This is a genomic window from Brotaphodocola sp. (assembly GCF_050873365.1).
GTDB lineage: Bacteria > Bacillota > Clostridia > Lachnospirales > Lachnospiraceae > Brotaphodocola.
In genome coordinates, this window is the sequence record NZ_JBNMIQ010000007.1 from 81,211 (window position 1) to 107,315 (window position 26,105).

21 protein-coding genes are annotated in these 26,105 nt (G+C 47.8%); 19 read left to right on the top strand and 2 right to left on the bottom strand.

Annotated features, from left to right (window positions below; translation table 11 throughout):
* Window positions 1–56: 56 nt before the first annotated feature.
* The 3 genes from ACR0QT_RS05415 (at window position 57) to ACR0QT_RS05425 (ending at window position 3,108) form a co-directional block, all read left to right on the top strand.
* A complete protein-coding gene (locus ACR0QT_RS05415; RefSeq protein ID WP_432629836.1) occupies window positions 57–1,226 on the top strand; it encodes an alginate O-acetyltransferase AlgX-related protein in 1,170 nt (389 codons plus the stop codon).
* Window positions 1,227–2,651: an MBOAT family O-acyltransferase gene (locus tag ACR0QT_RS05420; protein ID WP_432629837.1), complete on the top strand. Its 1,425-nt coding sequence runs from the start codon at window positions 1,227–1,229 to the stop codon at window positions 2,649–2,651.
* Between the two features lie 163 nt (window positions 2,652–2,814).
* Window positions 2,815–3,108 carry a GIY-YIG nuclease family protein gene (locus tag ACR0QT_RS05425; RefSeq protein ID WP_432629838.1) on the top strand — a complete coding sequence of 98 codons (294 nt, stop codon included), beginning with the start codon at window positions 2,815–2,817 and terminating at the stop codon, window positions 3,106–3,108.
* Window positions 3,109–3,239: 131 nt separating this feature from the next.
* Here ACR0QT_RS05425 and trhA read toward each other — a convergent pair whose 3' ends face one another.
* A complete protein-coding gene (gene trhA, locus ACR0QT_RS05430; RefSeq protein WP_432629839.1) occupies window positions 3,240–3,890 on the bottom strand; it encodes a PAQR family membrane homeostasis protein TrhA in 651 nt (216 codons plus the stop codon).
* A gap of 336 nt (window positions 3,891–4,226) precedes the next feature.
* Here trhA and ACR0QT_RS05435 point away from each other — a divergent pair, with 336 nt between their 5' ends.
* Together ACR0QT_RS05435 and ACR0QT_RS05440 are read left to right on the top strand one after the other, a co-directional pair.
* Entirely contained in the window at window positions 4,227–5,036 is an 810-nt protein-coding gene (locus tag ACR0QT_RS05435; protein ID WP_432629840.1) for an RluA family pseudouridine synthase, read from the top strand.
* Between the two features lie 75 nt (window positions 5,037–5,111).
* Window positions 5,112–6,206, top strand: coding sequence for an AI-2E family transporter (locus tag ACR0QT_RS05440; RefSeq protein ID WP_432629841.1), 1,095 nt, complete (start codon window positions 5,112–5,114; stop codon window positions 6,204–6,206).
* Window positions 6,207–6,291: 85 nt separating this feature from the next.
* Here ACR0QT_RS05440 and nudC read toward each other — a convergent pair whose 3' ends face one another.
* Window positions 6,292–7,152: an NAD(+) diphosphatase gene (nudC, locus tag ACR0QT_RS05445; protein ID WP_432629842.1), complete on the bottom strand. Its 861-nt coding sequence runs from the start codon at window positions 7,150–7,152 to the stop codon at window positions 6,292–6,294.
* 417 nt (window positions 7,153–7,569) lie between these two features.
* On the opposite strand from nudC, the gene ACR0QT_RS05450 reads away from it, so the two are divergent.
* From ACR0QT_RS05450 to ACR0QT_RS05515, 14 genes are all read left to right on the top strand, one after another.
* Entirely contained in the window at window positions 7,570–7,845 is a 276-nt protein-coding gene (locus ACR0QT_RS05450) for a type II toxin-antitoxin system HicB family antitoxin (protein ID WP_432629843.1), read from the top strand.
* Window positions 7,846–7,939: 94 nt separating this feature from the next.
* Entirely contained in the window at window positions 7,940–8,308 is a 369-nt protein-coding gene (locus ACR0QT_RS05455) for a RidA family protein (protein ID WP_177978100.1), read from the top strand.
* 382 nt (window positions 8,309–8,690) lie between these two features.
* On the top strand, window positions 8,691–10,049 hold the full coding sequence (locus ACR0QT_RS05460; RefSeq protein ID WP_432629844.1) for a CitMHS family transporter: 1,359 nt from the start codon (window positions 8,691–8,693) through the stop codon (window positions 10,047–10,049).
* Window positions 10,050–10,675: 626 nt separating this feature from the next.
* Entirely contained in the window at window positions 10,676–11,926 is a 1,251-nt protein-coding gene (locus tag ACR0QT_RS05465) for a CapA family protein (protein ID WP_432629845.1), read from the top strand.
* Between the two features lie 403 nt (window positions 11,927–12,329).
* Window positions 12,330–13,763 carry a proline--tRNA ligase gene (gene proS / locus ACR0QT_RS05470; RefSeq protein ID WP_177978097.1) on the top strand — a complete coding sequence of 478 codons (1,434 nt, stop codon included), beginning with the start codon at window positions 12,330–12,332 and terminating at the stop codon, window positions 13,761–13,763.
* Window positions 13,763–15,007, top strand: a complete 1,245-nt coding sequence (locus ACR0QT_RS05475; RefSeq protein WP_432629846.1) for a CCA tRNA nucleotidyltransferase — start codon at window positions 13,763–13,765, stop codon at window positions 15,005–15,007. The genes proS and ACR0QT_RS05475 overlap by 1 nt, the downstream gene beginning before the upstream one ends.
* A 529-nt stretch (window positions 15,008–15,536) precedes the next feature.
* The gene (locus ACR0QT_RS05480; RefSeq protein ID WP_432629847.1) at window positions 15,537–16,490 is read left to right on the top strand and encodes a phosphate ABC transporter substrate-binding protein; all 954 of its coding nucleotides are present in this window, start codon (window positions 15,537–15,539) and stop codon (window positions 16,488–16,490) included.
* Window positions 16,491–16,738: 248 nt separating this feature from the next.
* Window positions 16,739–17,734 carry a phosphate ABC transporter permease subunit PstC gene (pstC, locus tag ACR0QT_RS05485; RefSeq protein ID WP_432629848.1) on the top strand — a complete coding sequence of 332 codons (996 nt, stop codon included), beginning with the start codon at window positions 16,739–16,741 and terminating at the stop codon, window positions 17,732–17,734.
* The gene (gene pstA, locus ACR0QT_RS05490) at window positions 17,731–18,615 is read left to right on the top strand and encodes a phosphate ABC transporter permease PstA (RefSeq protein WP_432629849.1); all 885 of its coding nucleotides are present in this window, start codon (window positions 17,731–17,733) and stop codon (window positions 18,613–18,615) included. The genes pstC and pstA overlap by 4 nt, the downstream gene beginning before the upstream one ends.
* A gap of 191 nt (window positions 18,616–18,806) precedes the next feature.
* The gene (gene pstB, locus ACR0QT_RS05495; protein WP_432629850.1) at window positions 18,807–19,589 is read left to right on the top strand and encodes a phosphate ABC transporter ATP-binding protein PstB; all 783 of its coding nucleotides are present in this window, start codon (window positions 18,807–18,809) and stop codon (window positions 19,587–19,589) included.
* A gap of 65 nt (window positions 19,590–19,654) precedes the next feature.
* A complete protein-coding gene (phoU, locus tag ACR0QT_RS05500) occupies window positions 19,655–20,374 on the top strand; it encodes a phosphate signaling complex protein PhoU (protein ID WP_432629889.1) in 720 nt (239 codons plus the stop codon).
* Window positions 20,375–20,551: 177 nt separating this feature from the next.
* Window positions 20,552–21,529: a phosphotransferase gene (locus ACR0QT_RS05505; RefSeq protein WP_432629851.1), complete on the top strand. Its 978-nt coding sequence runs from the start codon at window positions 20,552–20,554 to the stop codon at window positions 21,527–21,529.
* A 181-nt stretch (window positions 21,530–21,710) separates the two neighbouring features.
* The gene (locus tag ACR0QT_RS05510) at window positions 21,711–23,447 is read left to right on the top strand and encodes a phospho-sugar mutase (protein WP_432629852.1); all 1,737 of its coding nucleotides are present in this window, start codon (window positions 21,711–21,713) and stop codon (window positions 23,445–23,447) included.
* Between the two features lie 450 nt (window positions 23,448–23,897).
* On the top strand, window positions 23,898–26,039 hold the full coding sequence (locus ACR0QT_RS05515) for a hypothetical protein (RefSeq protein WP_432629853.1): 2,142 nt from the start codon (window positions 23,898–23,900) through the stop codon (window positions 26,037–26,039).
* Window positions 26,040–26,105: the final 66 nt, after the last annotated feature.

Below are 26,105 nucleotides of genomic sequence, written 5' to 3' on the forward strand. Positions count from 1 at the left end.
TAAGAAAGATAAGAGAAAATAAAAAGCGATAGAAAAAAGAGAAACAGGAGGGAACTATGCATTTGAGGCAGGCAAGACAGATGATGACGATTGCGATGGCGGTGCTTGTGCTGGCATCTCCGCTTCTGCTCAAAAAGAGTGATGAGAAATTTGCGCTTGATGGGGTGGAGAATACGGCTCAGTTTCCGAAGCTCTCTGCCGAAAAACTGGTGGATGGAAGCGCCCAGTCGGAATTTGAGACTTATGTGCAACAGCATCTTCCGGGAAAGCCATTCATGGTCAGACTGCGCAATGAGATTACATTTTCCGCGCTTCACACGGTGTCGAACATCAATTACAGCATGAACAGGGATCGAAATCTGTTCAGCTGGGAGAATGTGAGCTATTATCTTCAGTATTTTGCACCGATCAGTGAGGATGGAATGCAGGAACTGATCGGGAAACTCGAGCGTCTTGAGGAATTGTTTGAGGCGCATGGAAAGCAGATGTATATTTTTATCACGCCGAACAAGGTGCGCTATATGGCGGACGAGCTTCCGTGGGTGGACACGGCGATGGCACCCAAGGAGCAGGAAGCAGGAAACTACGAGAAGTTGACTGCGGGACTTGCGAGGAGTCATTTGAAATGGTTTGACAGCATCGCCTATATCAATGAACACAGACAGGAATTTGACAGCAGAGTTCCACTGTTCTACCGGACGGGTCTTCACTGGTCGGTCTACATCGGAAATGTCGTTGGAAATGCGTTTGGTGAGTATTTGGAGGCGGAGAGTGGGTATCAGCTTCCGAAAATGATGGTGTCGGCACAGCCGTGTGAGGAACCGGTTTATCCGGATGCGGACTCGTTTGAGGTGTTTAACACACTCGAGAAACCGTATGATTCCTACTACGAGCCGGTAATCGAGATGAGTGATTCGACGACATCTGCGCCTGGCTTTCTCTGTCGGGGCGGAAGTTTTATGGGACAGAGCTTGTCGGTCTTGATCCGCAATCACTACTTTGGGAAAAATGTCTCGATGGAAAATCGGCAGATCTTCACGGATGAATTTGAGAACGTCGTTCCGTTCACGGATTATGAGGCTGTGGATATGAGAGAGTATCTCAGGGACATTGATCTTGTTGTTCTTGAGGTGAACGAGACGGCAGTGTCCGATATGAGTTTTGGCTTTATTGACTATGTATTGGAACACCCGGAGATTCTTGAGAGTGAGGAGGCTGGCGAGTAAATGGTATTTTCATCACCGGTATTTTTATTTTTGTTTCTGCCGATGACGCTTCTTTGCTATGCGCTTGCGTCGCTTCGGCGCGATGTTCGCCTGAAAAATGCAGTTTTGTTAGTTGCTTCGATTGTCTTTTATGGCTACGGCGGATTTGGGTATCTCGGGCTGTTTTTCGTCTCGATTTTTGTGAACTGGAAAATCGGATTGATTTTGAGTGAGAGCGAAGCCGGAAAACGTCGCGTGGTATTCTGGGCGGGAATCGCCTGGAATCTCGGAATCCTGATCGTTTTTAAATATCTGAATCTTCTCGGGGAGACGTTTGCTTCTCTCGGAGGCTTTCTGTTGAGAAAAGAGATCGAAAGCCCGATTCCCCAGATTGTTCTGCCGATCGGAATCTCGTTTTTCACGTTTCAGATCATGTCCTATCTGATTGATGTGTACTGGAACCGTGTCCCCTGCCAGAAGAGTCTCTCGCGACTGGCGCTCTATATCATGCTGTTTCCTCAGCTGATTGCGGGACCGATTGTTCGCTACATCGATGTGGAGACGGAGATCGGGGAGCGGGAGAGCCATCTTGACGATGTCTATGAGGGTGTTTTCCGTTTTATGTGCGGATTTGCGAAAAAGATTTTGCTTGCAAATGCGATGGGAAAGGGAGCAGATCTCGCCTTTGGTCAGAGACCGGGAATGGGAATGATCTATGCGTGGACCGGGATTCTCTGTTACAGCCTCCAGATCTATCTCGATTTCTGGGCGTATTCCGATATGGCGATCGGACTTGGACGAATCTTTGGATTTCATTTTCCGGAAAATTTCAATCATCCGTATCTCTCAAAGAGCGTTGCCGAGTTCTGGAGAAGATGGCACATCTCACTCTCGAGCTGGTTTCGGGATTATGTATACATTCCGCTCGGGGGAAGTCGGTGCAGTACGGCGAAAAACTGTCGCAACTATCTGATTGTGTTTGCGCTGACCGGAATCTGGCACGGGGCAAGCTGGAATTTTCTGTTCTGGGGGCTTTATTTTGCCTGCTTTCTGATTGTGGAACGTCTTGGATTTCGCAAAATTCTTGAGCGACTGCCCGGAATTTTGCGCCGTCTCTATACGCTGATCGTTGTCGGAGTCGGTTGGGTGTTTTTCCGCGCGGAGACGTGTTCTCAGGCAATCGGATTTCTGAGAGAGATGTGTTCGATGAAATGGATGGGAAGTCTCGACCGCGAACTGGCAGAGCTGATGGCAGGTCCGAAATTTATCCTGCTGTTTGTGATCTCGATTCTTTGCTGTACGCCGTTTTTCTCAGGTCTGCGCTCATGGCTGGAGCGTCACCATCTCGGAATGGTTGCAGATCTTGGGATCGTCGTGGTGTTCTTCCTTTCAGTCTGTGAGATGATGGCGAGTGGGTATAATCCGTTCATCTATTTCCGCTTCTGATAATTTTGATAAATAAATTTTATTCTTCTTGGTTTAAATGAATTTTAGTGTTTATAATAAATTTTATTCTTTTTAGTATTGTTGCAGGAAGAGATTTTGTGTGGAAAGATTGCGGGAAATCACTTGTTTTACATAGTGGGGAAGAAAAGGGATAGAGATTGGTATGGAAAACGTTACTTATCTTGTTCAGTGTGCAGACGGGAGTCTGTACTGTGGCTGGACGAATGATTTGGAGAAACGAGTGAAAGCGCACAATGCGGGACATGGTGCGAAGTACACGAGAAGTCGGAGACCGGTGAATCTTGTCTATTATGAGACGTTTGCGACGAAGCAGGAGGCGATGAGACGGGAGTGGGAGATCAAGCAACTCAGCAGGGCAGAAAAACTGGACTTGATTAATGAAAATAAAAAATATGCTCAGCCACTGGTCGATTCGTCTGAACAAGCGTCGACTTGAATTCATCAGGATCGGTGAGGGCTGAGCAGTATCTGTGATTTTGATGGGAAAATGTCATCAGAGCTGACGAAAATCACGCGCCAAGTTTCCGCGAACGTCGACTTGAGTGCATGAACGGCATTCAACTCAGGTCATGCAACAAATGCATACATCATGATATAATGACAGAGACTTCCACCCATCACAAAGAGATGAAAGATCTCGTGGGAACCGAAGTTCTTGTGGCGGGAGTTGAAGAGCGGAAGTTTCAGTGCATAGATTACACCGCCAACTGTGTAAATGATTCCGCCTGCGAGCAACCAGCCAAAGGCTTCTGCCGGGAGGGCAGAGACAATCTTGCCGAAAGCAAAGATGCAGACCCAGCCCATCGCAATGTAGATGATCGAGGAGAACCATTTCGGGCAGGTGATCCAGAGTGCATTGATCACAATTCCGACAATCGCGATTGTCCAGACAGCACCGAGCAGTGTCCAGCCGGTGTGATCTCCGAGAACAAGGAGGCAGACCGGGGTGTAAGTGCCGGCAATCAGGATGAAGATCATCATATGGTCAACTTTGCGAAGCATCTGGTTGACTTTCGGAGAAATGTCAAGTGTGTGATAGATGGTGCTTGCCGCATACAGCAGAATCATACTTGTGATGAAAATGGTCAGCGCGAGCACATGGATGTGGCCCGGAGTATGAGCAGCTTTGATGATGAGCGGTATGGATGCAAAAAGTGCAAGGATCATCGCGATGAAATGAGTCAGGGCACTGCCCGGGTCTTTGATTTTCTGTAACATAAAAATCCCTCCAGTCTGATGCGGTACTCCAAAAAGAAAGGGTACCAAATAAAACAAAAATTAAAACTAAAACATAGTGAAGCGCAGTGAAACAAAGCGGTAAAACATATTGAAAAAAGCAGTAATAAGTAATAAATAAAATGATACAACTTCAAAAACTTTATGATGTAGTATTAAAAACTATATGCAAATGTTTTCTATACTATACCACTTGAGCGAAAAAAATACAAGAGGGAGATTCATGTGGGTGGAAATTTCTACCCATGTACAGGATCAAAAAACGTAGAAACTGTGATGGCAAAAGAAAAATAAAAGAGAATTTGGAGGAACGAGTACATGTTACAGGTGATTTTTGAGGATGAACATCTTCTTGTTGTCTGGAAGCCTGTCGGGATCGAGTCTCAGTCGAGTCGCGGGTTTGGTGCAGATATGGTGAGTGAGGTGCGCAAGCATATTTTTAAAACATCGAAGAAACAGGGCGAGCCGTATGTGGGCGTGATTCATCGGCTGGACAAACCGGTCAGCGGAGTGATGGTCTATGCGAAAGACAAAAAGACGGCAGGTGCACTGAGTCTTCAAGTCACGGAGAGAAAAATGCAGAAGAAGTATCTGGCAGTTCTCTGCGGAAGACCGGAATCCATTGAGGAGATGTTTGTGGATTATCTGAAGAAGGATGAGGCAGGAAATGTTTCCGGAATCGTGGAGAAAGGGACGGAGGGAGCAAAGCGCGCGGAGCTGATTTGTCGTGTTGTCGGATTTCGGACCGATCCGCAGTGGGGGGAACTGACGCTTGCGGAGATTGAACTCAAGACCGGACGCCACCACCAGATTCGCGTTCAGATGGCGGGGCGTGGACTTCCACTCTGGGGCGATGGAAAGTACAATCCGATGTTTGGAGGCTCTGCGATGCAGATGCAGGGAAGTACGCAGGAAAGTATGCAGGGAAGTGCCTGTGCCCTGGCACAGAATGGGAAGAACGAGGAAATAAAGAACGAGAAAATAAATAGGAAGAGAGGTGCACAGCCTCAGATTGCACTCTCCTCATTTTCACTGAGCTTTATTCATCCGGCACTTGGGCGCAGAGTTTCTTTTGAGCGTCTGCCATCTGCCGAAATTTTCCGAAATTTTGAAAAACCGGAAAGCTGAGTCATGCATATTTTGGTTTGCTGTGGACACACTAGGAATGTACAAAGGAAGTACAAATCAGAAGCAGGTGAGTCCATGGGTAAACCAGAAAAGAAACTGAAGAAGATATTACGCATTCTGGGAATCACGGGTGCAGTATACGGAGTATTCCGCTTTCTGCTGCCCCTTGTGGTTCCCTTTCTGTTTGCCGTGATGTTTGCGGTGTGGCTTTGTCCGTTTGCACAAAAGATTTCCCGACATTTGAGGTGGAAAGTTCCCGGGATCAAGGGGGAGCTGATTGTTCCGGAGGGCGCAGTTGCAGTGTTCGAGTTGTTGCTCCTCTTTGCGATTTTAATGGGAATTGCCGGTCTTGGGGGAAGAAAACTTTTTCAGGAGATGGTTCGTCTGTCGGAACGCCTCCCGATTTGGGTTCAGGAGATGGATCGCGGGTTGACAAAACTCTGTCGTCTGACGGAGAAAACCTTTTGTCTCAAAACAGATATGGCGGTTCTTGCGGTGAGGGCGATGCTCAAGGAAGGAATTTTCAGCCTGAGACAGAGGGCGATGACGTTGTTTGTGAATCATTCTGCCTCCTGCCTGCGCTTTTTCGTCTACGCGGGAGTTTTCGGGGCGATCGTTCTGATTGCGACGGGGCTTCTCGTGCAGGAGATGGATTTCTGGAAAAAACGTTTTCGCCAGTCTGAGTTTCGTGAGGAGTGGAGTCAGGTCTGCAAGCGTCTTACAAGTGCTGGAACGGCCTATCTTCGCGCTCAGGGAATCCTTCTTGTGATTACGACGCTGATCTGCGTTGTTGGATTTTGGCTGATGGGAAATCCCTACTATCTGCTTGTTGGAATTGCAGTGGGGCTTCTCGATGCACTTCCGGTGTTTGGTGTCGGAACAGTTTTGATTCCGTGGGCGATTCTGATGTTGGTTCTGGGAAAATGGGAGAGAGCGATCTGGCTCTTTGTCATCTATGTGATCTGCTATTTCCTTCGGGAGATTTTGGAGGCGAAGCTGATGAGCCAGAAAGTTGGAATGACTCCGTTTGAGACGCTCTTGTCGATGTATGTGGGCGTGCAACTGTTTGGAATTTTTGGATTTTTGCTTGGACCGGCGGGCTTTTTGCTGATCCGCGATTTGAATCAGGTCTGGGGGCACGAGGCCCCCGAGACTCCCGATGATTGCTGATTACTGATTGAAGATTGCGCGTGAGAGGAAGATCGGAGCAAGAAAATCGTTACTGTTTGGGTAAGGCGTGAACAGTGACAGAAAATCAGAATTTCTCAGGATGTTCCTTGAAGAAACGGATCATCTCGTGGGTCAGGCTTGCGTGATCTTCGTCCTCGAGCGGGATATCCTCACGCTCAAACCACTCTGCGAGGGACAATTCTTCCTGATCGAGGTGAATCGAATCGCGCTCTGCGAGATCACAGAAAAAACCGGCAAGCAGGGTATCGGAGAATGACCACGGCTGACTCTTGTAGTAACGGATATTTGTGACTTTCAGACCGACTTCCTCCATTACCTCGCGGGAGACTGTCTGCTCAAGCGTCTCACCGATCTCGGTGAATCCAGCGAGAAGCGCGTATTTCTTGTAGGTGCGACCGTTATATTTTGAGAGGAGGAGACGATTTCCGTCCGTGACAGCGATGATGACGGCAGGGCTGATCTTTGGGTACTCCATCTGGTGACAGCGGTCGCAGTACATCATGCGCTCCTTCTCATGCTTGCGAAGCGGTGCACCACAGCGTCCGCAGTAGCGTCGGCTCTGGTACCAGTTGGAGAGCTGATATCCGGTGATCCCGGCGAAGGAGAGATAGCGTGGGGAAAAATTGCGGAAAATCTGCGTGCTTTCCATAGAAAAGCGGGACGGAGCCGGGATCGTGAGGTGCTCAAGCAGATAGAAGTCCTGACCGTCTATCGCAAAAAGGTAGGTACAGTGCTCGTAAATGTCATCGTTTTCCTTTTCAAGATCCCGAAAACGGGGAAAATCGAATTCGCGGGAATCAGAGGTGTTTTTCAAATGAACAAGGGCTTTGTGTGGTTCAAAGTACAGCGCGTAGCTGTCAGGTGACGGTTTTGCATCCGGTCGGTAGGCATTGTCATAGTGATGTGGGGCGATATCCTGAATCATGGTGGTTTCTCTTCCTTTCTATTCTCTATTCGGTTTTTCTGTTTTTTTCTGTATCTTCCACGCTTTTTTCGAGCTTTTGGTGTTGGCAAAAAGTTTGCGGGCATGGAGGCATGGAAGGTAGGTACAAGTTTGCGATTAATTATAGCAGGAGTTTTTTGCAGGTGCAAGCGTTCACCCGTTTACAGATTGGCGGGATTGACGTATAATAACTCAAAGTGGGTGCAAAGCGCCAGTGGTGCTTGTTCTGCACTGACCGCAGTGGAACGGAGAAGCGCAGAGATTCTGATTAGAAGATGTCAGCAAAGTTGACCAGAATCACGCGCCAAGTTTCCGCGAGCGTCGACTTGAAACAAATTGCACACAGGAGGGTCCGCTGTAAGACGGAATGCCAATGGCGTGCGGAGAGGAGATTGCAAAATGACTTTTACTTATCCAGCGGTGATTGTTCCGCACAAGGATGACAATGGATTTCATGCAGAATTTCCGGATCTGGAATGTTGCTATGCAGATGGCGGAGATCTGGAAGATACGCTCGATGCAGCGAGAGAGGCAGCGTATGACTGGCTGTTTCTGGAATTAGAGGAAGGCGGACATTTTCCGGAGACATCCCATCCGGAGGACATCAAAGTGCCGGAAGGTGGATTTGTGCGCAATATTATGGTACGAATTAAACTGCTTCCTGACAGTGACTGAGTGAGAATTAATCGGAGAGGGCGAAAACCCTTGAAAGATGAAAAAGAGAAAGATTAAAAAAGAAAACAAAAAACGGTACAGGAGGAAACAAAAGATGAAGGTAATCGCAACAGAGAAGGCACCAGGCGCAATTGGACCGTATTCTCAGGGATATGAGAGCTGTGGACTTGTATTTGCATCCGGTCAGATTCCGGTAAATCCGGCAGACGGAAGCATTCCGGAGGGAATCACCGCACAGGCAGAGCAGAGTTGCAAGAACGTGGGCGAGATCCTGAAGGCTGGTGGAAGTGGCTATGAGAAGGTTGTCAAGACAACCTGTTTCCTTGCAGATATTGCAGATTTTGCAGCATTCAATGAAGTGTATGCAAAGTACTTTGTATCAAAACCGGCAAGAAGCTGTGTTGCAGTGAAGGATCTTCCGAAGGGCGTTCTGTGTGAGGTTGAGGCAATCGCTGAGAAATAAAGGACGAACGATCTGAGGAAAATTGATAAAAAGATCAGAACGTGCCGGAAGGCGGAATAGACGAGAAGGGCAGATGAGTGCGTAGAAAATGAGACTCATCTGTCTTTTTTGCGTCTTTTTTTGCGTCATTTTTTGTGAAATCCGAGGATACTGCTGCGAATAATATTTGAATTGCAACATGCTGGTGTGAGCGTGGATTTGAGAATTTTTGTTTATAAAGTTTATGGAAAAAATTTACAAAAAGTTTATAAGTGTTGACTTATATGCAATATAAAAAAATACATATTGGACTAAAAAAAATACAAGTGTTATAGTTATTGCATAAAAACTATACTTAATCTGGCACAAAACAGATCAAAAAAGTGCAAAGGAGAAAGAAAGTATGTCAGAGGTTGTTGTAGGTCTTCTTGGTTTTGCCTGCATCGTTGCCATCGTGGTAACCCTGTTTAAGAGCAAAACTCTGCCGAGTATCGCGTTTATTGTTTTCCCGATGATACTGGCACTGATTCTTGTCCTGGGTGGTTACTATTCCTGGGAAAATATTGGAAAGCTGATTAAAAGCGGATTTTCCAGCACAGGTCCGACTGCGGCACTGTTCGTATTCAGCGTTCTTTACTTCGGTATCATGACAGATGCCGGAATGTTCGATGTTATTATCGGTAAGCTGATGCTTCTGGTAAAGGACAACGTTATCGGCGTTTGTGTAATGACCGCTATCATTGCCCTGATCGGACATCTGGATGGCGGTGGCGCTTCCACCTTCTGTATTGTAGTTCCGGCAATGCTTCCGGTTTACAAGAAGATGCATATGCGTCCGTCTACCCTGCTTCGTATCGCAGTTATTTCCATGGGTGTTTTAAACCTGATGCCGTGGGCTGGTCCGACCATGCGTGCAGCTACGGTTCTTGGTATTGAGGCATCTTCCCTGTGGCAGACCCTTCTGCCGATTCAGGCATGTGGTATCGTTCTGGCATTGGTTGTTGCTGTTTTAAACGGTATCATCGAGCAGAAGCGTGGTGCAGGTTTAAATGGTAGACTTGCAAAAGAGGCTGGCGCTCACAGCGCAGAGGAAGAGGCAGCTGCTTCTGAGGAGAACAAGGATCTGGCTCGTCCGAAACTGTTCATCTTCAACATCATCCTGACAATCGCAGTTATCGCTCTGCTGATTAAGGATATCTTCCCGAGCTATGTACCGTTCATGATCGGTGTTGCAGTAGCAATCCTGGTAAACTATCCGGGCGCAAAGATGCAGAAGAAGATCATCAACATGCATTCTGGTCCGGCTCTGATGATGTGCTCCACTCTTATGGGCGCAGCAGTTCTGATGGGTATTCTGGTTAAGGATATCGAGGGTGTGACCAGTGTTATCACCTGCATGTCCAACCTGATCAGTAGCATCCTTCCGTCCGCACTTGGTCAGCATCTGCCGTTAGTAATCGGTATCCTGAGTGTACCGCTGGCACTGGCATTCGATACGGACAGCTACTTCTACGGAATGCTTCCGGTTATGATCGGAATCGGCGAGGGCTTTGGCGTTTCCGCTATGCCGATCGCAGTAGCAATGGTTGTTTGCCGTAACTGTGCAACCTTCATCAGCCCGATGGTACCGGCTACTCTGCTGGGTGTTGGTCTTGCAGATGTGGACATCAAAGATCACATCAAGAACAGCTTCCTGTGGGTATGGGGATTCAGTATTATTTGTATGCTGATTGCGATTGTACTTGGCATCATGCCATTATAATCTGATCGCAGATCGCACAGGTTGTATAAAAAGAAAACAGAGCATGATTGAATGATTGAGGTTTTGTGTCAGAATCGGATTCGTTGGAATATGGAAACGGTAGCTGAAAAGTTATGGGATCTTGAATCATACGATTAAGAAATAAGAATAGTTAAGATTAAGAATAGTAAGGAAAAGGCAATGTGACTCTTCGGAGTGGCGTTGCCTTTTTTCTTTGCGGTCGATATAATGAGGGGGAGTATGCTAACTAAGTTTATAGGATTAAACGCCGATGATGAGTAAATGCTGGTAAATGAGAGCGGGGCGCCGATGGCGAGTAAATGCTGGTAAATGAGAGTAGGGCGCCGATGGCGAGTAAAGTCAGACAAACGCGCTCTCGCTCCGGGTTCGACGTAACGGTGCGTAAGGTCGCAAAGGACGCGACCTAAACACCGACGTCTCACACGGGTTTGTCTGCACTTTCTCGCCACGTCGCCGGAAACGTTGCGAATTCCTTGCGGAGCGTATAACTCAGAAGGGAATAGTCTCCTTTCCTGAGTTATACGGCGAAAACAGTACAGGAAATTATAAAGAAGTTAATAAAAAATGTTTGGCATAGAAAAGAACATTACTATTAGGAGGGGTATATGGGGAAAAGAGCCCAAATTTTAACAGCAGTTTTGGTTACTTTTTTGCTTGCAGGGTGCGGGGGTCATCAGAGCGAGCAGATTGATTTGAGAAGAATAAATGCAGAGACAACCGTTGAGGAGAGCCAGAGTGAGGGGGATCACTCAGGGATTGTCATTGAGCTTCCTGAAAATCAAGATCAGAGTCAAACCGATGAGTTTAATCGAGGAAATGATGAGATTTCAGGGGGAATTTCATCAGAGGAAGAGAGCGGTGAGAATCAAATAGAGAGTGGAGGAACGGATGAAACAGAGGCGGAACAGGAGTTTCATCTGTTATTTTCTGGCGATGTGCTCTTATCGGACCATGTTTTGAATGCCTATCAGAGAGCGGGAGGAATCAGTGGTGTCCTTGATCAGGGGTATCGTGATTTGATCACAAATGCAGATTATTTTATGGTCAATGAGGAGTTTCCGTTTAGCAATCGCGGGACGAAGGCGCAGGATAAGCAGTATACATTTCGGCTTGCACCGGAAAAAGTTTCGATGTTTCAGGAACTTGGCATTGATGCGGTGACGCTCGCAAATAATCATGCGCTTGACTATGGGACAGATGCTCTTCTCGACTCGTGTGAGGTGCTTGATCAGGCAGAGATTGCGCACACCGGAGCGGGAAAGAATCTTGAGGAAGCGAGAAAGCCGGTTCAGATTGAGGTAGGAGGAAAAAGGATTGCAGTGATCGGTGCGACGCGTGTGATTCCGCAGGCGGACTGGTCAGCGGGAGTTTCTCATCCGGGAATGCTTGCAACTTACGATCCGACGGTTCTTCTTGAGGAAATCCGAAAACAGAAACAGGAGAATGACTATGTGTTTGTCATGGTGCACTGGGGGATTGAGCGCGATGAGCGCCCGCAGGAGTACCAGAGAACGCTTGGAAAGCAGTATATCGATGCGGGTGCGGATCTTGTGATTGGAAGTCATCCCCATGTGCTCCAGGGAGTCGAGTACTATAAAGGAAAAGCGATTGTATATAGTCTTGGAAATTTTATCTTTGGAAGTTCGATTCCGCGGACAGCGCTTTTGGAAGTCAGTCTTCCGGGAGGGAAGGAAGATGGAAATCTGGGGCTTCGTCTGATTTCTGGAACTTCAAAGTCTGGATTTACACAGATGTTTACAGGGGAAACTTCTATTCAGGAGTTCGTTTCTTACATGCAGGGAATTTCTTATGGAGCAGTGATCGGACAGGATGGAAGAATCTCACAGGAAGAATAGGCTAATCAGAATCTTATAAATTGAGTAGATCGTAATCGATGGGACGGATGATGATGGGATGGTTTGGACTTGACAAAGCCCGAAAAACAGCGTAAAATCAAGCGTGCGAACGACTGTGAAGAGGATTAGTAAGCGGACAAACACAGGCAGAGAGGAAATCATTTGGTGCGAGATTTCCGTGTCCCTGAATGCTGAACCGGCCTTGGAGTTCCACAGTGAACTGTGGCGTGTGTTCCGACGTTACACGGAAGAAGAGAGAGCAATGATGAAAGATTTGTTGCTAACTGAGGGTGGTACCGCCGAATAATCCGGTCATTCGGTCCCTTGCTGTGCAGACTGTACGGCGGGGACCGGATGACCGTTTCTTTATGTAAAATGACTATAAATGATAAGGAGATTGATGATGGCAAACGACAAGAAATTAGTAGAAGCGATCACATCGATGGATGTGGATTTTGCCCAGTGGTATACCGATGTGGTAAAGAAGGCAGAGCTTTGTGACTACGCAAGCGTAAAGGGATGTATGGTAATCAAGCCGGCTGGATATGCAATTTGGGAGAACATTCAGCATGAGCTGGATCGCAGATTCAAGGAGACCGGAGTACAGAACGTATACATGCCTCTGTTTATTCCGGAGAGCCTGCTTGATAAGGAGAAGGATCACGTTGAGGGATTCGCTCCGGAGGCAGCATGGGTAACCGTAGGTGGAAATGAACAGCTTCAGGAGCGTCTGTGCGTTCGTCCGACTTCCGAGACTCTGTTCTGCGATTTCTATTCCAGAGATATTCACTCTTACCGCGACCTGCCGAGAGTATACAACCAGTGGTGTTCCGTTGTTCGTTGGGAGAAGACGACCCGTCCGTTTCTGCGTTCGAGAGAGTTCTTGTGGCAGGAGGGTCATACCGCTCATGCAACTGCTGAGGAGGCAGAGGCACGCACGATTCAGATGCTGAACGTGTATGCAGACTTCTGCGAGGAAGTTCTTGCAATCCCGGTTGTTCGCGGACGCAAGACCGACAAGGAGAAATTTGCAGGTGCAGAGGCAACCTACACAATCGAGTCCCTGATGCATGATGGTAAGGCACTTCAGTCTGGTACAAGCCATAACTTCGGCGATGGATTTGCAAAGGCTTACGGCATCCAGTATGCGGCAAAGGATAACTCCTTGAAGTATGTATTCCAGACTTCCTGGGGTATGACGACCCGTATGATCGGTGCAATCATCATGGTACACGGAGATGACAATGGTCTGGTTCTGCCTCCGCGTATCGCTCCGACTCAGGTTGTGATCGTTCCGATCCAGCAGAAGAAGGAAGGCGTTCTCGACAAGGCATTTGAGATTAAAGATGTTCTGTCTAATTTCCGCGTGAAAGTGGATGATTCTGACAAGAGCCCGGGTTGGAAGTTCTCTGAGTCCGAGATGCGTGGAATCCCGGTTCGTGTTGAGATTGGACCGAGAGACATCGAGAACAATCAGGCTGTTCTGGTTCGTCGTGACACCCATGAGAAGCTCACCGTATCGATCGACAACATCGAGGCAGAGGTAGAAAAACTGCTTGATACGATCCAGCACGATATGCTCGAGAAGGCAAGAGCACACAGAGATGCTCACACCTATGAGGCAACTGATTTTGACAGCTTTGTCAAGACGATCAATGAGAAGCCGGGCTTCGTAAAGGCAATGTGGTGCGGATGCCAGGAGTGCGAGGACAAGATCAAGGAAGTTACCGGTGCAACCTCCCGTTGCATTCCGTTTAAGCAGGAACAGCTTTCTGACAAGTGCGTATGCTGTGGCAAGCCGGCAACCAAGATGGTTTACTGGGGTCGCGCATATTAATGGTGACAAAGACAGCCATGAAGATTCCTGGCAATGTTGAGCGGATCATCCGCACACTGAACGATCACGGATACGAAGCCTACGCAGTAGGCGGCTGTGTCCGCGATACGCTTCTTGACCGGAAGCCGGGGGACTGGGATATCACGACCTCCGCGCGACCGCAGGAAGTCAAGGAGCTGTTTCACCGCACGATTGATACAGGAATCCAGCATGGAACCGTGACGGTGATGATGGACCGGACTGGTTATGAGGTTACCACTTACCGAATTGACGGGGAGTATGAGGATGGACGCCATCCGAAGCAGGTGGAATTCACCTCAAGTCTGATCGAAGATCTGAAACGCCGTGATTTTACAATCAATGCGATGGCGTACAGCCATGAAACCGGAATTGTGGACGAGTTTGGCGGAGTTGAGGATCTCAAGGCGAAGACGATTCGCTGTGTCGGCGATCCGATGGAGCGATTCACCGAGGATGCCCTGCGAATTCTTCGCGCAATCCGTTTTTCCGCTCAGCTCGATTTCTCAATTGAGGAACAGACGTGGAATGCGATCCGCGTGATTGCGCCGAATATCGCGAAGGTCAGCAAGGAGAGAATTCAGGTTGAGTTGACGAAACTTCTTTTGTCCGATCATCCGGAAAAGATTCGGGAGGTCTACGAGACGGGGATCAGCCCTTATATTTCAGAGAATTTTGATTCCCTGAACTGGAAAATGGCAGAGATTCCGATCACTCTCCCTTCAGAAAAATATGTGAGATGGGCAGGATTTCTGCGCTGTGCAAATGCGTATGATGCCGATGGCACACTCATGCCTCAGCCGATTCCGTCTCTCACAGAAGTTCCGGAGTCAGCACGTCGTGCGGTAAAGATTCTCAGAGATCTGAAACTGGACAATGATACGATCGGACGCGTGAAGACTCTCGTGTCATGGTCTGGAGTAGAACTTCCAGAGACTCCGGAGGCGGTTCGCCGGGCGATGAGCCGGATGGAGGCGGAAGTCTGGGATGTGCTGATGGAGCTCAACGGATACAGCGAGAAGATTCATGCATTAACCGAGGAGATCCGCACGGCAGGAGATTGTCTGGATCTCAAACATCTGGCAGTCAAGGGACAGGATCTGATCAAAGCCGGAGTTCAGCCGGGAAAAGCACTCGGTGCGACCTTAAATCAAATGCTCGATGATGTCCTTTCTCATCCGGAGCACAATGAAAAAGAATATCTCTTATCACACTTTGTTAAATAACGTGTGACAATCACTCCAGGTGAGAGAAACCGACATGAACGATAATCCCACAAGGAGAACGTTCTGTGGGTTGCAAAATGCCAGTGGCACTTGTTATGCATCGATCACAGTGGGATGAGGATGAAAGATCTCAGAGCTTCTTCTCTTTTATGGAAATTACCAGCCCCGCGAGAACAAGTGCTCTGGCGAAGACCGTATAGGCCCGTCGGTACTTAGCCTGCGTATTTTGCAGGCTTATGTACCGTTACGCGCCGATCCGAGCGGAAGCGAGTCTGAGCAGAGCCTTGGTTCTTAGCGGGGCGTTTCTTTTATTCTTAATGTTTTTATACGCACTTCTTTATTTCAATTCAAATGATCTTCTATTTTATATTTTTCTATTTTACATTTCTTTATCAATCTCTCAAAAAATTTTACACACATCTTACAGAACCTCCTTAAAAAATTTTACACATCCAAATTAGAATAAGCACTGTAAATGAGAAAAAAAGAATTCAACAGATTTTCAAGGAAATTTGAGGAGGAAATAATTATGAGAAAGACAATCGCAGTGATGTTCGCGACCGTAATGGCAATGGGAGCAATGAGTGGATGCTCTTCCAACTCTGCAGATACGACAACTTCCGCAGAGACCAAGGCAGAAACAACGGCAGAGGCAAACAGCGCAAGTGCTGATACCACCGCAGACAGCAAGGCAGACAAGGATCTGACCGGTTCTGTAACCGCAGCTGGTTCTTCCGCTCTGAAACCGCTTGTCGATGAGGCCGCTGATCTTTTCAGTGAGAAATATCCGGATGTTTCTCTGACGATTGATGCAGGTGGTTCCGGTGAGGGACTCAAGCAGGTCGCTGAGGGCACGGTAAATATCGGTAACTCCGATGTTCCGGCAGAGGATAAGCTGGATGCAGACAAGGCAAAAGAGCTTGTCGATCATCAGGTTTGTGTTGTAACGATGGCACCGATCGTAAACCCGGATGTAAAAGAGGCAGGTGTGACGACCCTGACAAAGGATCAGCTGATTGCAATCTTTACCGGAGAGACGACAAACTGGAATGAGGTTGGTGGACCGGATGAGAACATTGTTCTGGTAACCCGCCCGACATCTTCCGGAACGAGAGCAACCTTCCAGAAGTACGCACTTGACGGAAAAGAGGAGGCATCCAATGCATCTATGGAAACCGATGATTCCGGAGTTCTGCTTCAGAATGTAAAGGATACAAAGGGTGCAATCGGTTATGTAGCTCTTTCCTATCTTGTAGATGATCCAGGTGTGGAGACCGTTGCAATTGACGGCGTAGAGCCGACTCTGGAGAATACTTACAGCGGAGATTATCCGGTATGGACTTTTGAGCATATGTATACAAAGGGCGAGCCGGATGAGGTGAGCGGTGCTTTCCTTGAGTACATCATGTCTGACGAGTTTGGAACTCATATGGAGAGCATGGGCTACGGCGTATCTTCCAAGATGACGAAGACCGAGCACTAAGTACCTGAGGTTGAACATCGAGGGATACATGTTCAGAGTGATAGAAATAGCAAATCACAAGAATGCTGAATCTGAGAATCCAGAATCACGGATGTGACGGATTCTCAGATTTTCAAAATACGGGAATAACAGCTCATCGAAGAGGTGGGCTGTGTTCCCGAGAGTGTCGATTTGAATTAGAGCGAAAGTAGAAATGCAAGAAAAGGGTTCGCCAAAGAGAAGAAGAGAGAAGGCGAACCGGAGGAATTATGGATACAGGAAAAGAAAAAAGTATGTTTGCGAGAGAGTATTTCTGGCAGGGTCTGATGACCCTGTGCGGACTCTTTGTAATCGTGTTGACGATTGTAATCGGAGCCTTTCTCGTCTACAAGGGATCTGCGACGTTTACTACCTTTGGTCACTCGCTCCTAGAGTTTCTGGGATCGGGAGACTGGGCACCCCAGGATGATGCATCTGGCGGTGGAACTATCGGTGCTCTGATCTTTATTGTGGGTTCGCTCTGCACTTGCGGACTTGCGCTCTTGATCTCGACTCCGTTTTCACTTGGATCTGCGATCTTCATCACGGAGATTTCCCCGAAGTTCGGAGAAAAGTTTTATCGCCCGGTTGTGGAGATTTTTGCAGGAATCCCGTCGGTGGTATACGGCTGGGTTGGACTTACAGTTCTCGTTCCGGCGATCAAAAATGTGTTTCACCGTCAGGTCGGTCACTCCGTTCTGGCAGCAGGACTTGTTCTTGCCGTGATGATTTTCCCGACGATCACGAGTGTGTCGGCAGATGCGCTTCGCTCTGTCGGAAAAGAGACGAGAATGGCAGCATACGGACTGGGATCGACGAGATGGCAGACAATTTACCGCATTGTAATTCCGGCAGCAGGTCCTGGCGTAATCACAGGAATCATCATGGGACTTGCGAGAGCTTTCGGTGAAGCGCTTGCAGTTGCAATGGTAATCGGACAGACAACCGCACTCCCGACGAGTATTTTTTCAACGACAAAGACGCTGACAACTGAGGTTGCCGCTCAGATGGGAAATGCGATGGAAGGCGGAGAACTCAAGTCAGCACTCTGGACAATGGCACTTTTGCTGTTCCTGATTTCACTCTTATTTATTTTCCTGATTCATATGGTTTCCGCAAAACAGCCGGAATGCAGTGTCAGAAGTGAAAAGAAAGCGGTTGCTAAGAGTGCGAACAGTGAGAGAATAAACGAAGAAAAAATCGATGCGATGGGAGGAAAAGCATGATGGTTGACGCAAAAATTCAGCGTTCGCGCATGGTAGACAGTGTAATGACAGCTGTATTTTATGTCATCGCTGTGTTTTTCTTTACCCTGCTTCTTGGATTTGCATGTAAGGTTATTATCGGAGGACTTCTTGGAGCAAAGCCGGAGATGTTCCGGTTTGCGAGAAAGGGAAGTCTTGGAAATCAGCTCTTCAATACAATCTATCTTGTGGTTTTATCCCTTCTTGTCTCCGTTCCCCTCGGCGTGGGCGGAGGAATCTATCTGGGAATGTATGCAAAACAGGGCAAGGGAGCACATTTTCTCAGAATGTGTATCGAGACACTTTCCTCTCTGCCGTCGATCGTAGTCGGTCTGTTCGGATATCTGGTCTTCCTTGTATTTATGGGAATGGGAAAAAGCCTTCTCGCAGGTGCTCTTTCCGTATCAATCCTGACGCTTCCTCTGATCACGACAACGACGGAGGATGCGCTCAAAGGTCTTCCAAAAGGATATTTTCAGGCGAGCCTTGGACTCGGAGCAACCAAATGGCAGTCAATTTTCCATGTTCTGCTTCCGGCCTGTGTTCCGCGAATTATGACTGGTGTGATTCTTGCAGCTGGTCGTGGTTTCGGTGAGGCGGCAGCACTTCTGTACACAACCGGATCTGGAACGGACCTGCGTTGGGGCAACTGGAATCTCTCAGCTCCGACCTGCCCGCTCAATGTATTCCGTCCGGCAGAGACTCTGTCGATTCAGATCTGGAACTTACAGGTCAATGGACAGGATCGCGCACTGGCAAATGCCTCATCTGCAATCCTGATGCTTCTGGTGCTGGCATTCAGTATTGGTGCAAATCTCTGGAGCCATCACATCAAGAAAAAGAGTGCTGGCGAGGAAGCGTAATCGTAGAATTAAAAGAAAGCACAGAATTCTAATTCAAAGAAAGTGTAGAATTAATTTAAGGAAAGTGTAGAATTCACAGAAAACGCAGAATTTGCAGAAAACATAGAGAACGCAGAAAACGATAGAGAACATAGAAATCGTAGAGAATAGAGAAAGAAACCTGGAATCAGGAGAAGAATCGGAGAGAAATCATGGAAGAGGGAAAACTGATAGAAAACGGCGGAGTGCCGAAATTTGATATCACGGATCTGAATCTGCATTATGGAGCATTTCATGCATTAAAAGGAATCAACATGAAGATCCGAAAGAATGAGATTACTGCTTTTATCGGACCGTCCGGATGCGGAAAATCCACATTTTTGAAGACATTGAACCGAATGAATGATCTCGTGGACAATGTGAAAATTGAAGGTGGAGTCAAGCTCGACGGAAAAGATATTTTTAAGGAGATGGATGCGATCACCCTGCGTCACCGTGTCGGAATGGTTTTCCAGCAACCGAATCCATTTCCGAAGAGCGTGTACGACAATGTCGCTTATGGACCGCGAATCTTTGGCATTCATCGCAAGGCGGATCTTGACGAGATTGTGGAGCGCAGTCTGCGTCAGGCAGCGATCTGGGATGAACTCAAGGATCGTCTGAATAAGTCGGCGCTCGGTCTTTCAGGCGGTCAGCAGCAGAGACTCTGCATGGCGCGCACACTGGCAGTGGAGCCGGAAGTCATTCTGATGGATGAGCCGACCTCGGCACTCGATCCGATCTCCACCTCAAAGATCGAGGATCTGGCAATGGAACTCAAGGAAAAATATACGATTGTGATTGTCACACACAACATGCAACAGGCAGCCCGTATTTCGGACAGAACAGCATTCTTCCTGCTCGGTGAGATGGTTGAATTCAATGAGACCGAGAAAGTCTTTTCTATGCCGAAGGACAAGAGAACCGAAGATTATATCAGCGGACGTTTTGGTTGATGCAAAGAGGAGAGAAGAGAGAGTTACTGTTTTTAACAGCAACGAGAGAGGAGGAGAAAAGAATGCTGAGAGTTCATTATGGTCAGCAGTTGGAGGAACTCAACAAAAAGCTTATTGAGATGGGCGCTTACTGTGAGGACTGCATCAGTGAGGTGGCAACGGCACTGAATAAAAAGAAAAGCAAAACGGAAGATTCCAAGACGAAGGAGCAGGCTCAGACAGGTCTTTTAAATAAGGTTTACAACACCGATGCTTCGATTGATCAGATGGAGAGAGACATTGAGACGCTTTGTTTGAAACTTCTTCTTCAGCAACAGCCGGTTGCCGGGGATCTGCGGTTGATTTCTGCCGCACTCAAGATGATTTCCGATATGGAGCGTATCGGAGACCAGTGCGCAGACATTGCGGATATTGTCCGTGTTCTCGATGACAAGAATGCATTTGACTTGGAGTCCCATGTCCACATTCAGGATATGGCATCTGCGACGATGAAGATGGTAACTGCATCCGTGGACTCCTATGTGGCACGAAATCTCGCATCAGCGCGGATTGTAATTCAGTCGGATGATGAGGTAGATGACCTGTTTGATAAGGTAAAACGCGAGATTGTTGATCTGATCGCAAAATACCCGGAAAAAGGCGAGGCACTTCTCGATTTCCTGATGATTGCCAAGTATTTTGAGCGCATCGGGGATCACGCAACGAATGTCGCAGAGTGGGTGGAATTCTCGATCACCGGAGAGCATCAGGCAAAGACGAAATATCAGAACCTGAATACGGATTAAATCTAGTAAATTTTAAATTTAGTAAGTGAAATCCAGTAAAATCCGGATTTTTGTTCGGAACTGTTACGAATAATCTCCCCTCTATTGTTCATACTTTGGAAGTAGCCGGGAATGGAGAGATGTTTCTGGAAATGAAAACGAAGGGAACAGAAACAATCAGAGAGTGGAGGGGTGGGTGTGAACGACAGTTATCTGGATGTTTTACAGCATTACGAGGGGGAGCCAGATGGAGTCCGCCGGGGGCGCGGAGCATGGATCTGGGAGCAGAAAGATCGGATTTTTTTGCTCAAAGAGTATCGCGGGACCGTAAAACGACTTGAGTTTGAGGAGGCGGTTCTTCATGCTTTGAGAGAGCGGGGGATTTCTTATGTGGACCAGTATATCCGCAATAAGGAAGGCGAGCTTGTCACGGTAGGACCGGATGGCACCCGGTATGTGCTGAAAGAATGGTTTTCTGAGCGGGAATGTAGTCTGCGCGATACAAGAGAGATCTTTGTCGCCGTAGAATGGATCGGAAGGCTTCACCGAGCATTCCAGGGAATTTCCTGGCAGGATGCGTGGAGTATGGGTTCCACAATTCCGCCCGGTTTAAGCTGTGAGATGGAACGGCATAACCGGGAAATGAAGCGGGTTCGGGCTTTCATCCGCGGAAAACGAAAGAAAAGTGAATTTGAACGCTGTGTTGAGACTGACTTTGATCGATTTTATGAGCAGGCGATTGAGGCACAGAAGGGGCTGGAACGACTCGAGAAAAAAAATGAGGAGGACCGGCTTTTTTTGTGTCATGGGGATCTCGACCACCACCATTTGCTTCTTCGCAGGGATGAGGCAATTTTTGTGGAATTTCATCAGATGCATCGGGGAAGCCAGATGAGTGATTTGAGCCGTTTCATGAGGAAAGTCATGGAAAAACATGGCTGGAATGAGATGCTTGGGTTATCTTTGCTTGAGCGATATGAGAGGGAAAATCCGCTTGATGAGATGGAGCGAAATCGGCTGTATTACCTGCTTCTCTATCCGGAAAAATACCAGAAACAGCTCAATTATTACAACAACAGCAATAAGGCGTGGATTCCGGAGAAAAATGTGGAGAAACTTCACATGCTGGTATCCCAACAAGAGAAAAGAATGCACTTTCTCGAAAAAATAAAGTAAGAGAAATTCCCGGGTTGTTCTTCCTTTTTCTGGTGCATTGTTATATAATAAAAGCATCGCAGGTCGTACCCGTGACCTGACAGAAACGTCGAAAAACCGATGGATAGGATAGAAAAATATATCATCAATCTGCCATCGGGAAACCGATGAGAATGGGGAAAAACAGGAGGGAGTATTAGTTATGAAGGATTACATGAAGATTTATCAGGAATGGCTTGATAATCCGTACTTCGACGAGGCTACAAAAGAGGAACTGCGCGGAATTGCCGGAGATGAGAATGAGATCAAAGAGCGTTTCTATAAGGATCTGGAATTCGGTACCGCAGGTCTGCGTGGTATCATCGGCGCAGGTATCAACCGCATGAATATCTATGTGGTACGCCGTGCAACCCAGGGACTTGCAAACTACATCATCAAGCAGGGAGGAGCAGACAGAGGCGTAGCAATCGCTTATGACTCCCGCCGTATGTCTCCTGAGTTCGCAGATGAGGCAGCACGCACTCTGGCAGCAAACGGAATCCGTGCTTACAAGTTCGAGTCCCTGCGTCCGACTCCGGAGCTGTCCTTCGCAGTCAGAGAGCTTGGATGTATCGCAGGAATCAACGTAACTGCAAGCCACAACCCGCCTGAGTACAATGGATACAAGGTATACTGGGAGGATGGCGCACAGTTTACTCCGCCTCATGACAAGGGTGTTACCGAGGAAGTTCTGGCAATCGAGGATCTGTCTACCGTTAAGACGATGACTGCTTCCGATGCAAAGTCTCTTGGACTTTACAAGGTAATCGGCGCAGAGATCGATGACAAATATCTGGCTCATGTTGAGGCACAGGTTGTCAACCAGGATGCGATTAACAAGATGCAGAAGGACATCAAGATCGTGTACACTCCTCTGCATGGAACCGGAAACGTTCTGGTTCGCCGTGCTCTGCATGACATCGGCTTTGAGAATGTCTATGTAGTTCGTGAGCAGGAGCTTCCGGACGGTGAGTTCCCGACTGTAAGCTATCCGAACCCGGAGGCAGCAGAGGCATTTGCTCTGGGTCTGAAGCTCGCAAAGGAGATCGATGCAGACCTTGTTCTCGCAACTGATCCGGATGCAGACCGTCTCGGTGTGTATGTGAAGGATACCAAGTCCGGCGAGTACATTTCCCTGACCGGAAATATGTCCGGTTCCCTGCTGTGCGAGTACGTTCTGAGCCAGAAGGCTGTTCAGAACAAGATCCCGGCAGACGCTGAGGTTGTTAAGTCCATCGTGAGCACGAACCTCATCGATGCGGTTGCAGGTGCTTACAACTGTAAGCTCGTAGAGTGCCTGACCGGATTCAAGTGGATCGGCCAGCAGATCCTCAAGGAGGAGAAGACTGGTGTAGGTCACTATATGTTCGGTATGGAGGAGAGCTACGGCTGTCTGATCGGTACCTATGCGCGTGATAAGGATGCAGTTTCTGCTACGGTTGCTCTGTGTGAGGCTGCCGCATACTACAAGACCAAGAACATGACTCTGTGGGATGCAATGGTTGCTATGTACGACAAGTACGGCTACTACAAGGATTCTGTAAAGTCCATCGGTCTGTCCGGTATCGAGGGTCTGGCAAAGATCCAGTCGATCATGGAGACTCTGAGAAATAACACTCCGGCAGAGGTTGGCGAGTACAAGGTTCTGTCTGCTCGTGACTACCAGAAGGATACGATTAAGGATATGGCAACCGGAGAGGTTGTTCCGACCGGTCTTCCGGCATCCAACGTTCTGTACTATGACATGAACGATAATGCATGGCTGTGCGTTCGTCCGTCCGGTACTGAGCCGAAGATCAAGTTCTACTATGGCGTAAAGGGCACTTCCTTAGCTGACGCAGACGAGAAGTCTGAGGCACTCGGAAAGGCAGTTGCCGAGATGGTGGACAAGCTGATGTAAGTAATGTAAATAAAACTCGGAGGAAAACTTTGAGTGGAATTTTGAGGGAAACTTAAAATTCTGAGTTTACGGGGAGTCAGACTGCTTTGTGGCAGTCTGGCTCCTTTTTCCTTTTTTGTGAGAGTGATGGAGATGGCGGTTATTGTTTGTATCACGGCAAATTCCCGTTGCTACGACGTTATTTTACGGTACTTTCGGTTCCTAAAGTGCCTGCCTGTGAATAGTAGCCGAATGGAAACTGATAGAGTGAACTGGTACGAAAAAACAGTTGACAGGGATCAGAGCTACGTCTATACTGAATTTATCTTCACCGGATTTCTTTCCGGTTGGGTTCTAAAGATATCGAGATGTTCATGCGCAGATTTCGCGGACAGATCAGAAGAGAGAAAATCAACAGAATAAACGAAAAAGAGCAGAATGCAGATGTTTGCCCGGAGATTGTCCTTAAGAATGATTGTTCTCGAGAATGTTCCGGAAGCGGAGGTCGGATGCATTCGGAGAGGACAGATGAGTATGGAAATGGTGATGAGTGGGAAACTCCAGTGCAAGGTGCGCGCAAAGGCGAAGCTGATGCAGTATTTCTTGAGCGTGCCGGAGTATCGGATGGCGCTGATGGAGCGCATCGGAGATCTTGGGATTGGGAGAAAGCAAATCTCAGAGAAAATTCGGTGCCGTTTTCCGGGTGAAATTGGAATGGCGGTTGAAAATATGGCAGTTCTCGATGAGGAGTCACTCGAACTTGCGTATGAGCAGGTTGTGAGCGGAGCTGTCTTGGAGGCATGGTTGGAGCATCAGACGTTGGCGATCGCTTATCACAGCCGAAAGGCGCTGGAGCTTGATCAGAAGACCGTCACGATTTCCATACAAAAATATCTGGTTTATGCACTCGTCAAAAATGAGAGATGTCTGAAAGAAATTCGTGCGGTTCGTGAGAAAATTTCCAGGGCTTCGGGGTCAGACGCTGATTTTCCTCAAAATAGATTTCAAGATCAAAATTTCCTCGCTTGGTTTCCGCAGTGGCAGAGGGAGGATGCGAGATGGTGTATGGAGCTTCTTGAACGGATTCGTCAGGATGCACCTCAAAAGGGCGATGCCTACCAGATGTTCTGGGAGATTACGCAGAGTGGGTACCGAAAAATGCAGAAATTTCTCCGCGGGTGTGAGCGGATGAATGGAACCGTTTTTGCACAACTTTCCACAGAGTCTGACATGGCACTTAGAATCTCGGCATCGGTTCTTGGAATTGCGATGGCAGAGAAACTCGGGATTCCGCGAGAGGAGGATTTTCTGTTTTATACCTTTCTTCCGGTCCTTCAGGATTACGAGTTGCAGATGACAGAGCAGGAAGAGGAGGTTGCAATCAGTGCGGAGGGACGCAAAAAATTCAGGGAGATGAAGGAGACTTATCGCTGTGAGGATTACGTCAAGAGCTGTCTCGAACACCCGCTTCGGGATGTGAGCGATGAGACGCTTCGGAAAATGATGGCGGAAGCAGAAGGCATGGATGGCGCGGAAGCGGAACATGCAAAAAATGAGGATGGAAATGGCGATGGCGCGGAAGTTGGGTGTGACTATCGGGAAATTTTTTCGATCTTTCATATGAATCCAAGGATGTTGCAGGGAATCCAGCTGACCGATCAGGAGATTCAGAAGATTTTTTCTCTGAATGTCGATATGGATTGGGAGGAGTATATGCCGTGGCTGTTGGCATCCACCCTGTGCAAGTATATCGGAAAGTTGACGGAATACTGTGAGCGGAATCGTGAGGAGCGGGAAGAACAAAAGAAACGAAAGAAGCTTTTCGGGGAGGGAGAAAAGCAGATTGATGTGGAAGAGTGCGAGCGACTGTTGAGACGTCTTCAGGAACTTCAGAGAGAGAATCTGGATTTGCGAGAGCGATTGGAGCGGATGAAGACAGATCGCAAGAATCTTGATCAGAGTCTCTGTCAGGCAAATCAATGTCTCGAGCAGAGAAAGGATCAGATTGAAGAGTTAAAGCGGGAGCAGGAGAGACGGGGGCAGGAGTTAAACCAGCTTCGCGAGTATATTTGGCAGATGACGGGGAGTTTTCGCGGGGGAGCTGAGAATTCGCAGGGTCTGTATTCGGGACAGAAGATAGATAAACGGGTGAACGATAAGGATACAGAAGATACGGAAGATACAAAAGAAACAGAAAAAATAGAAGAAATGGGAGGAAACTGTGGAGGAAAATTAGCTTCTGGGAGCAACGAGGTGACTTCTATTTCTAATTCTAGTGCTTCTAATACTTCTAATACGAGCAGATGCGCAGAAAATCTTCGGACAATCCTGAAAGGACGCAGGGTGATTGTGTTCGGAGGGCATGTGAACTGGCAGAAGCGGTTTCGAGAGCAGTTCCCGCAGTGGCAGTTTGTGTCGGCGGACAAGAACAACTACGATGGAGAGAGCATCCGAAGCAAGGAAGTTATTATTGTGAATACGGCGGTGCTTAAGCATAGTTGTTATTATCGGGTGCTTGCGGAGCGAGGAGAGAACCAGATTCTGCTCTATGTGAATGGAAGCAATCCCGAGAGGTGTATGCAGGAGTTGATTGAACAGTTGAAGTGCGTTTGAGGGGAATATTGGGGTGGAAATTGATCGTTGAGTTGGGAATGGAGAATTGGGATGGAAGATCGAGAT

Bases quoted from the DNA above. Each gene is read 5' to 3' on its own strand.
- ACR0QT_RS05415 (WP_432629836.1), top strand. From the start codon at position 57: ATGCATTTGAGGCAGGCAAGACAGATGATGACGATTGCGATGGCGGTG.
- ACR0QT_RS05420 (WP_432629837.1), top strand. From the start codon at position 1,227: ATGGTATTTTCATCACCGGTATTTTTATTTTTGTTTCTGCCGATGACG.
- ACR0QT_RS05425 (WP_432629838.1), top strand. From the start codon at position 2,815: ATGGAAAACGTTACTTATCTTGTTCAGTGTGCAGACGGGAGTCTGTAC.
- trhA (WP_432629839.1), bottom strand. From the start codon at position 3,890: ATGTTACAGAAAATCAAAGACCCGGGCAGTGCCCTGACTCATTTCATC.
- ACR0QT_RS05435 (WP_432629840.1), top strand. From the start codon at position 4,227: ATGTTACAGGTGATTTTTGAGGATGAACATCTTCTTGTTGTCTGGAAG.
- ACR0QT_RS05440 (WP_432629841.1), top strand. From the start codon at position 5,112: ATGGGTAAACCAGAAAAGAAACTGAAGAAGATATTACGCATTCTGGGA.
- nudC (WP_432629842.1), bottom strand. From the start codon at position 7,152: ATGATTCAGGATATCGCCCCACATCACTATGACAATGCCTACCGACCG.
- ACR0QT_RS05450 (WP_432629843.1), top strand. From the start codon at position 7,570: ATGACTTTTACTTATCCAGCGGTGATTGTTCCGCACAAGGATGACAAT.
- ACR0QT_RS05455 (WP_177978100.1), top strand. From the start codon at position 7,940: ATGAAGGTAATCGCAACAGAGAAGGCACCAGGCGCAATTGGACCGTAT.
- ACR0QT_RS05460 (WP_432629844.1), top strand. From the start codon at position 8,691: ATGTCAGAGGTTGTTGTAGGTCTTCTTGGTTTTGCCTGCATCGTTGCC.
- ACR0QT_RS05465 (WP_432629845.1), top strand. From the start codon at position 10,676: ATGGGGAAAAGAGCCCAAATTTTAACAGCAGTTTTGGTTACTTTTTTG.
- proS (WP_177978097.1), top strand. From the start codon at position 12,330: ATGGCAAACGACAAGAAATTAGTAGAAGCGATCACATCGATGGATGTG.
- ACR0QT_RS05475 (WP_432629846.1), top strand. From the start codon at position 13,763: ATGGTGACAAAGACAGCCATGAAGATTCCTGGCAATGTTGAGCGGATC.
- ACR0QT_RS05480 (WP_432629847.1), top strand. From the start codon at position 15,537: ATGAGAAAGACAATCGCAGTGATGTTCGCGACCGTAATGGCAATGGGA.
- pstC (WP_432629848.1), top strand. From the start codon at position 16,739: ATGGATACAGGAAAAGAAAAAAGTATGTTTGCGAGAGAGTATTTCTGG.
- pstA (WP_432629849.1), top strand. From the start codon at position 17,731: ATGATGGTTGACGCAAAAATTCAGCGTTCGCGCATGGTAGACAGTGTA.
- pstB (WP_432629850.1), top strand. From the start codon at position 18,807: ATGGAAGAGGGAAAACTGATAGAAAACGGCGGAGTGCCGAAATTTGAT.
- ACR0QT_RS05510 (WP_432629852.1), top strand. From the start codon at position 21,711: ATGAAGGATTACATGAAGATTTATCAGGAATGGCTTGATAATCCGTAC.
- ACR0QT_RS05515 (WP_432629853.1), top strand. From the start codon at position 23,898: ATGATTGTTCTCGAGAATGTTCCGGAAGCGGAGGTCGGATGCATTCGG.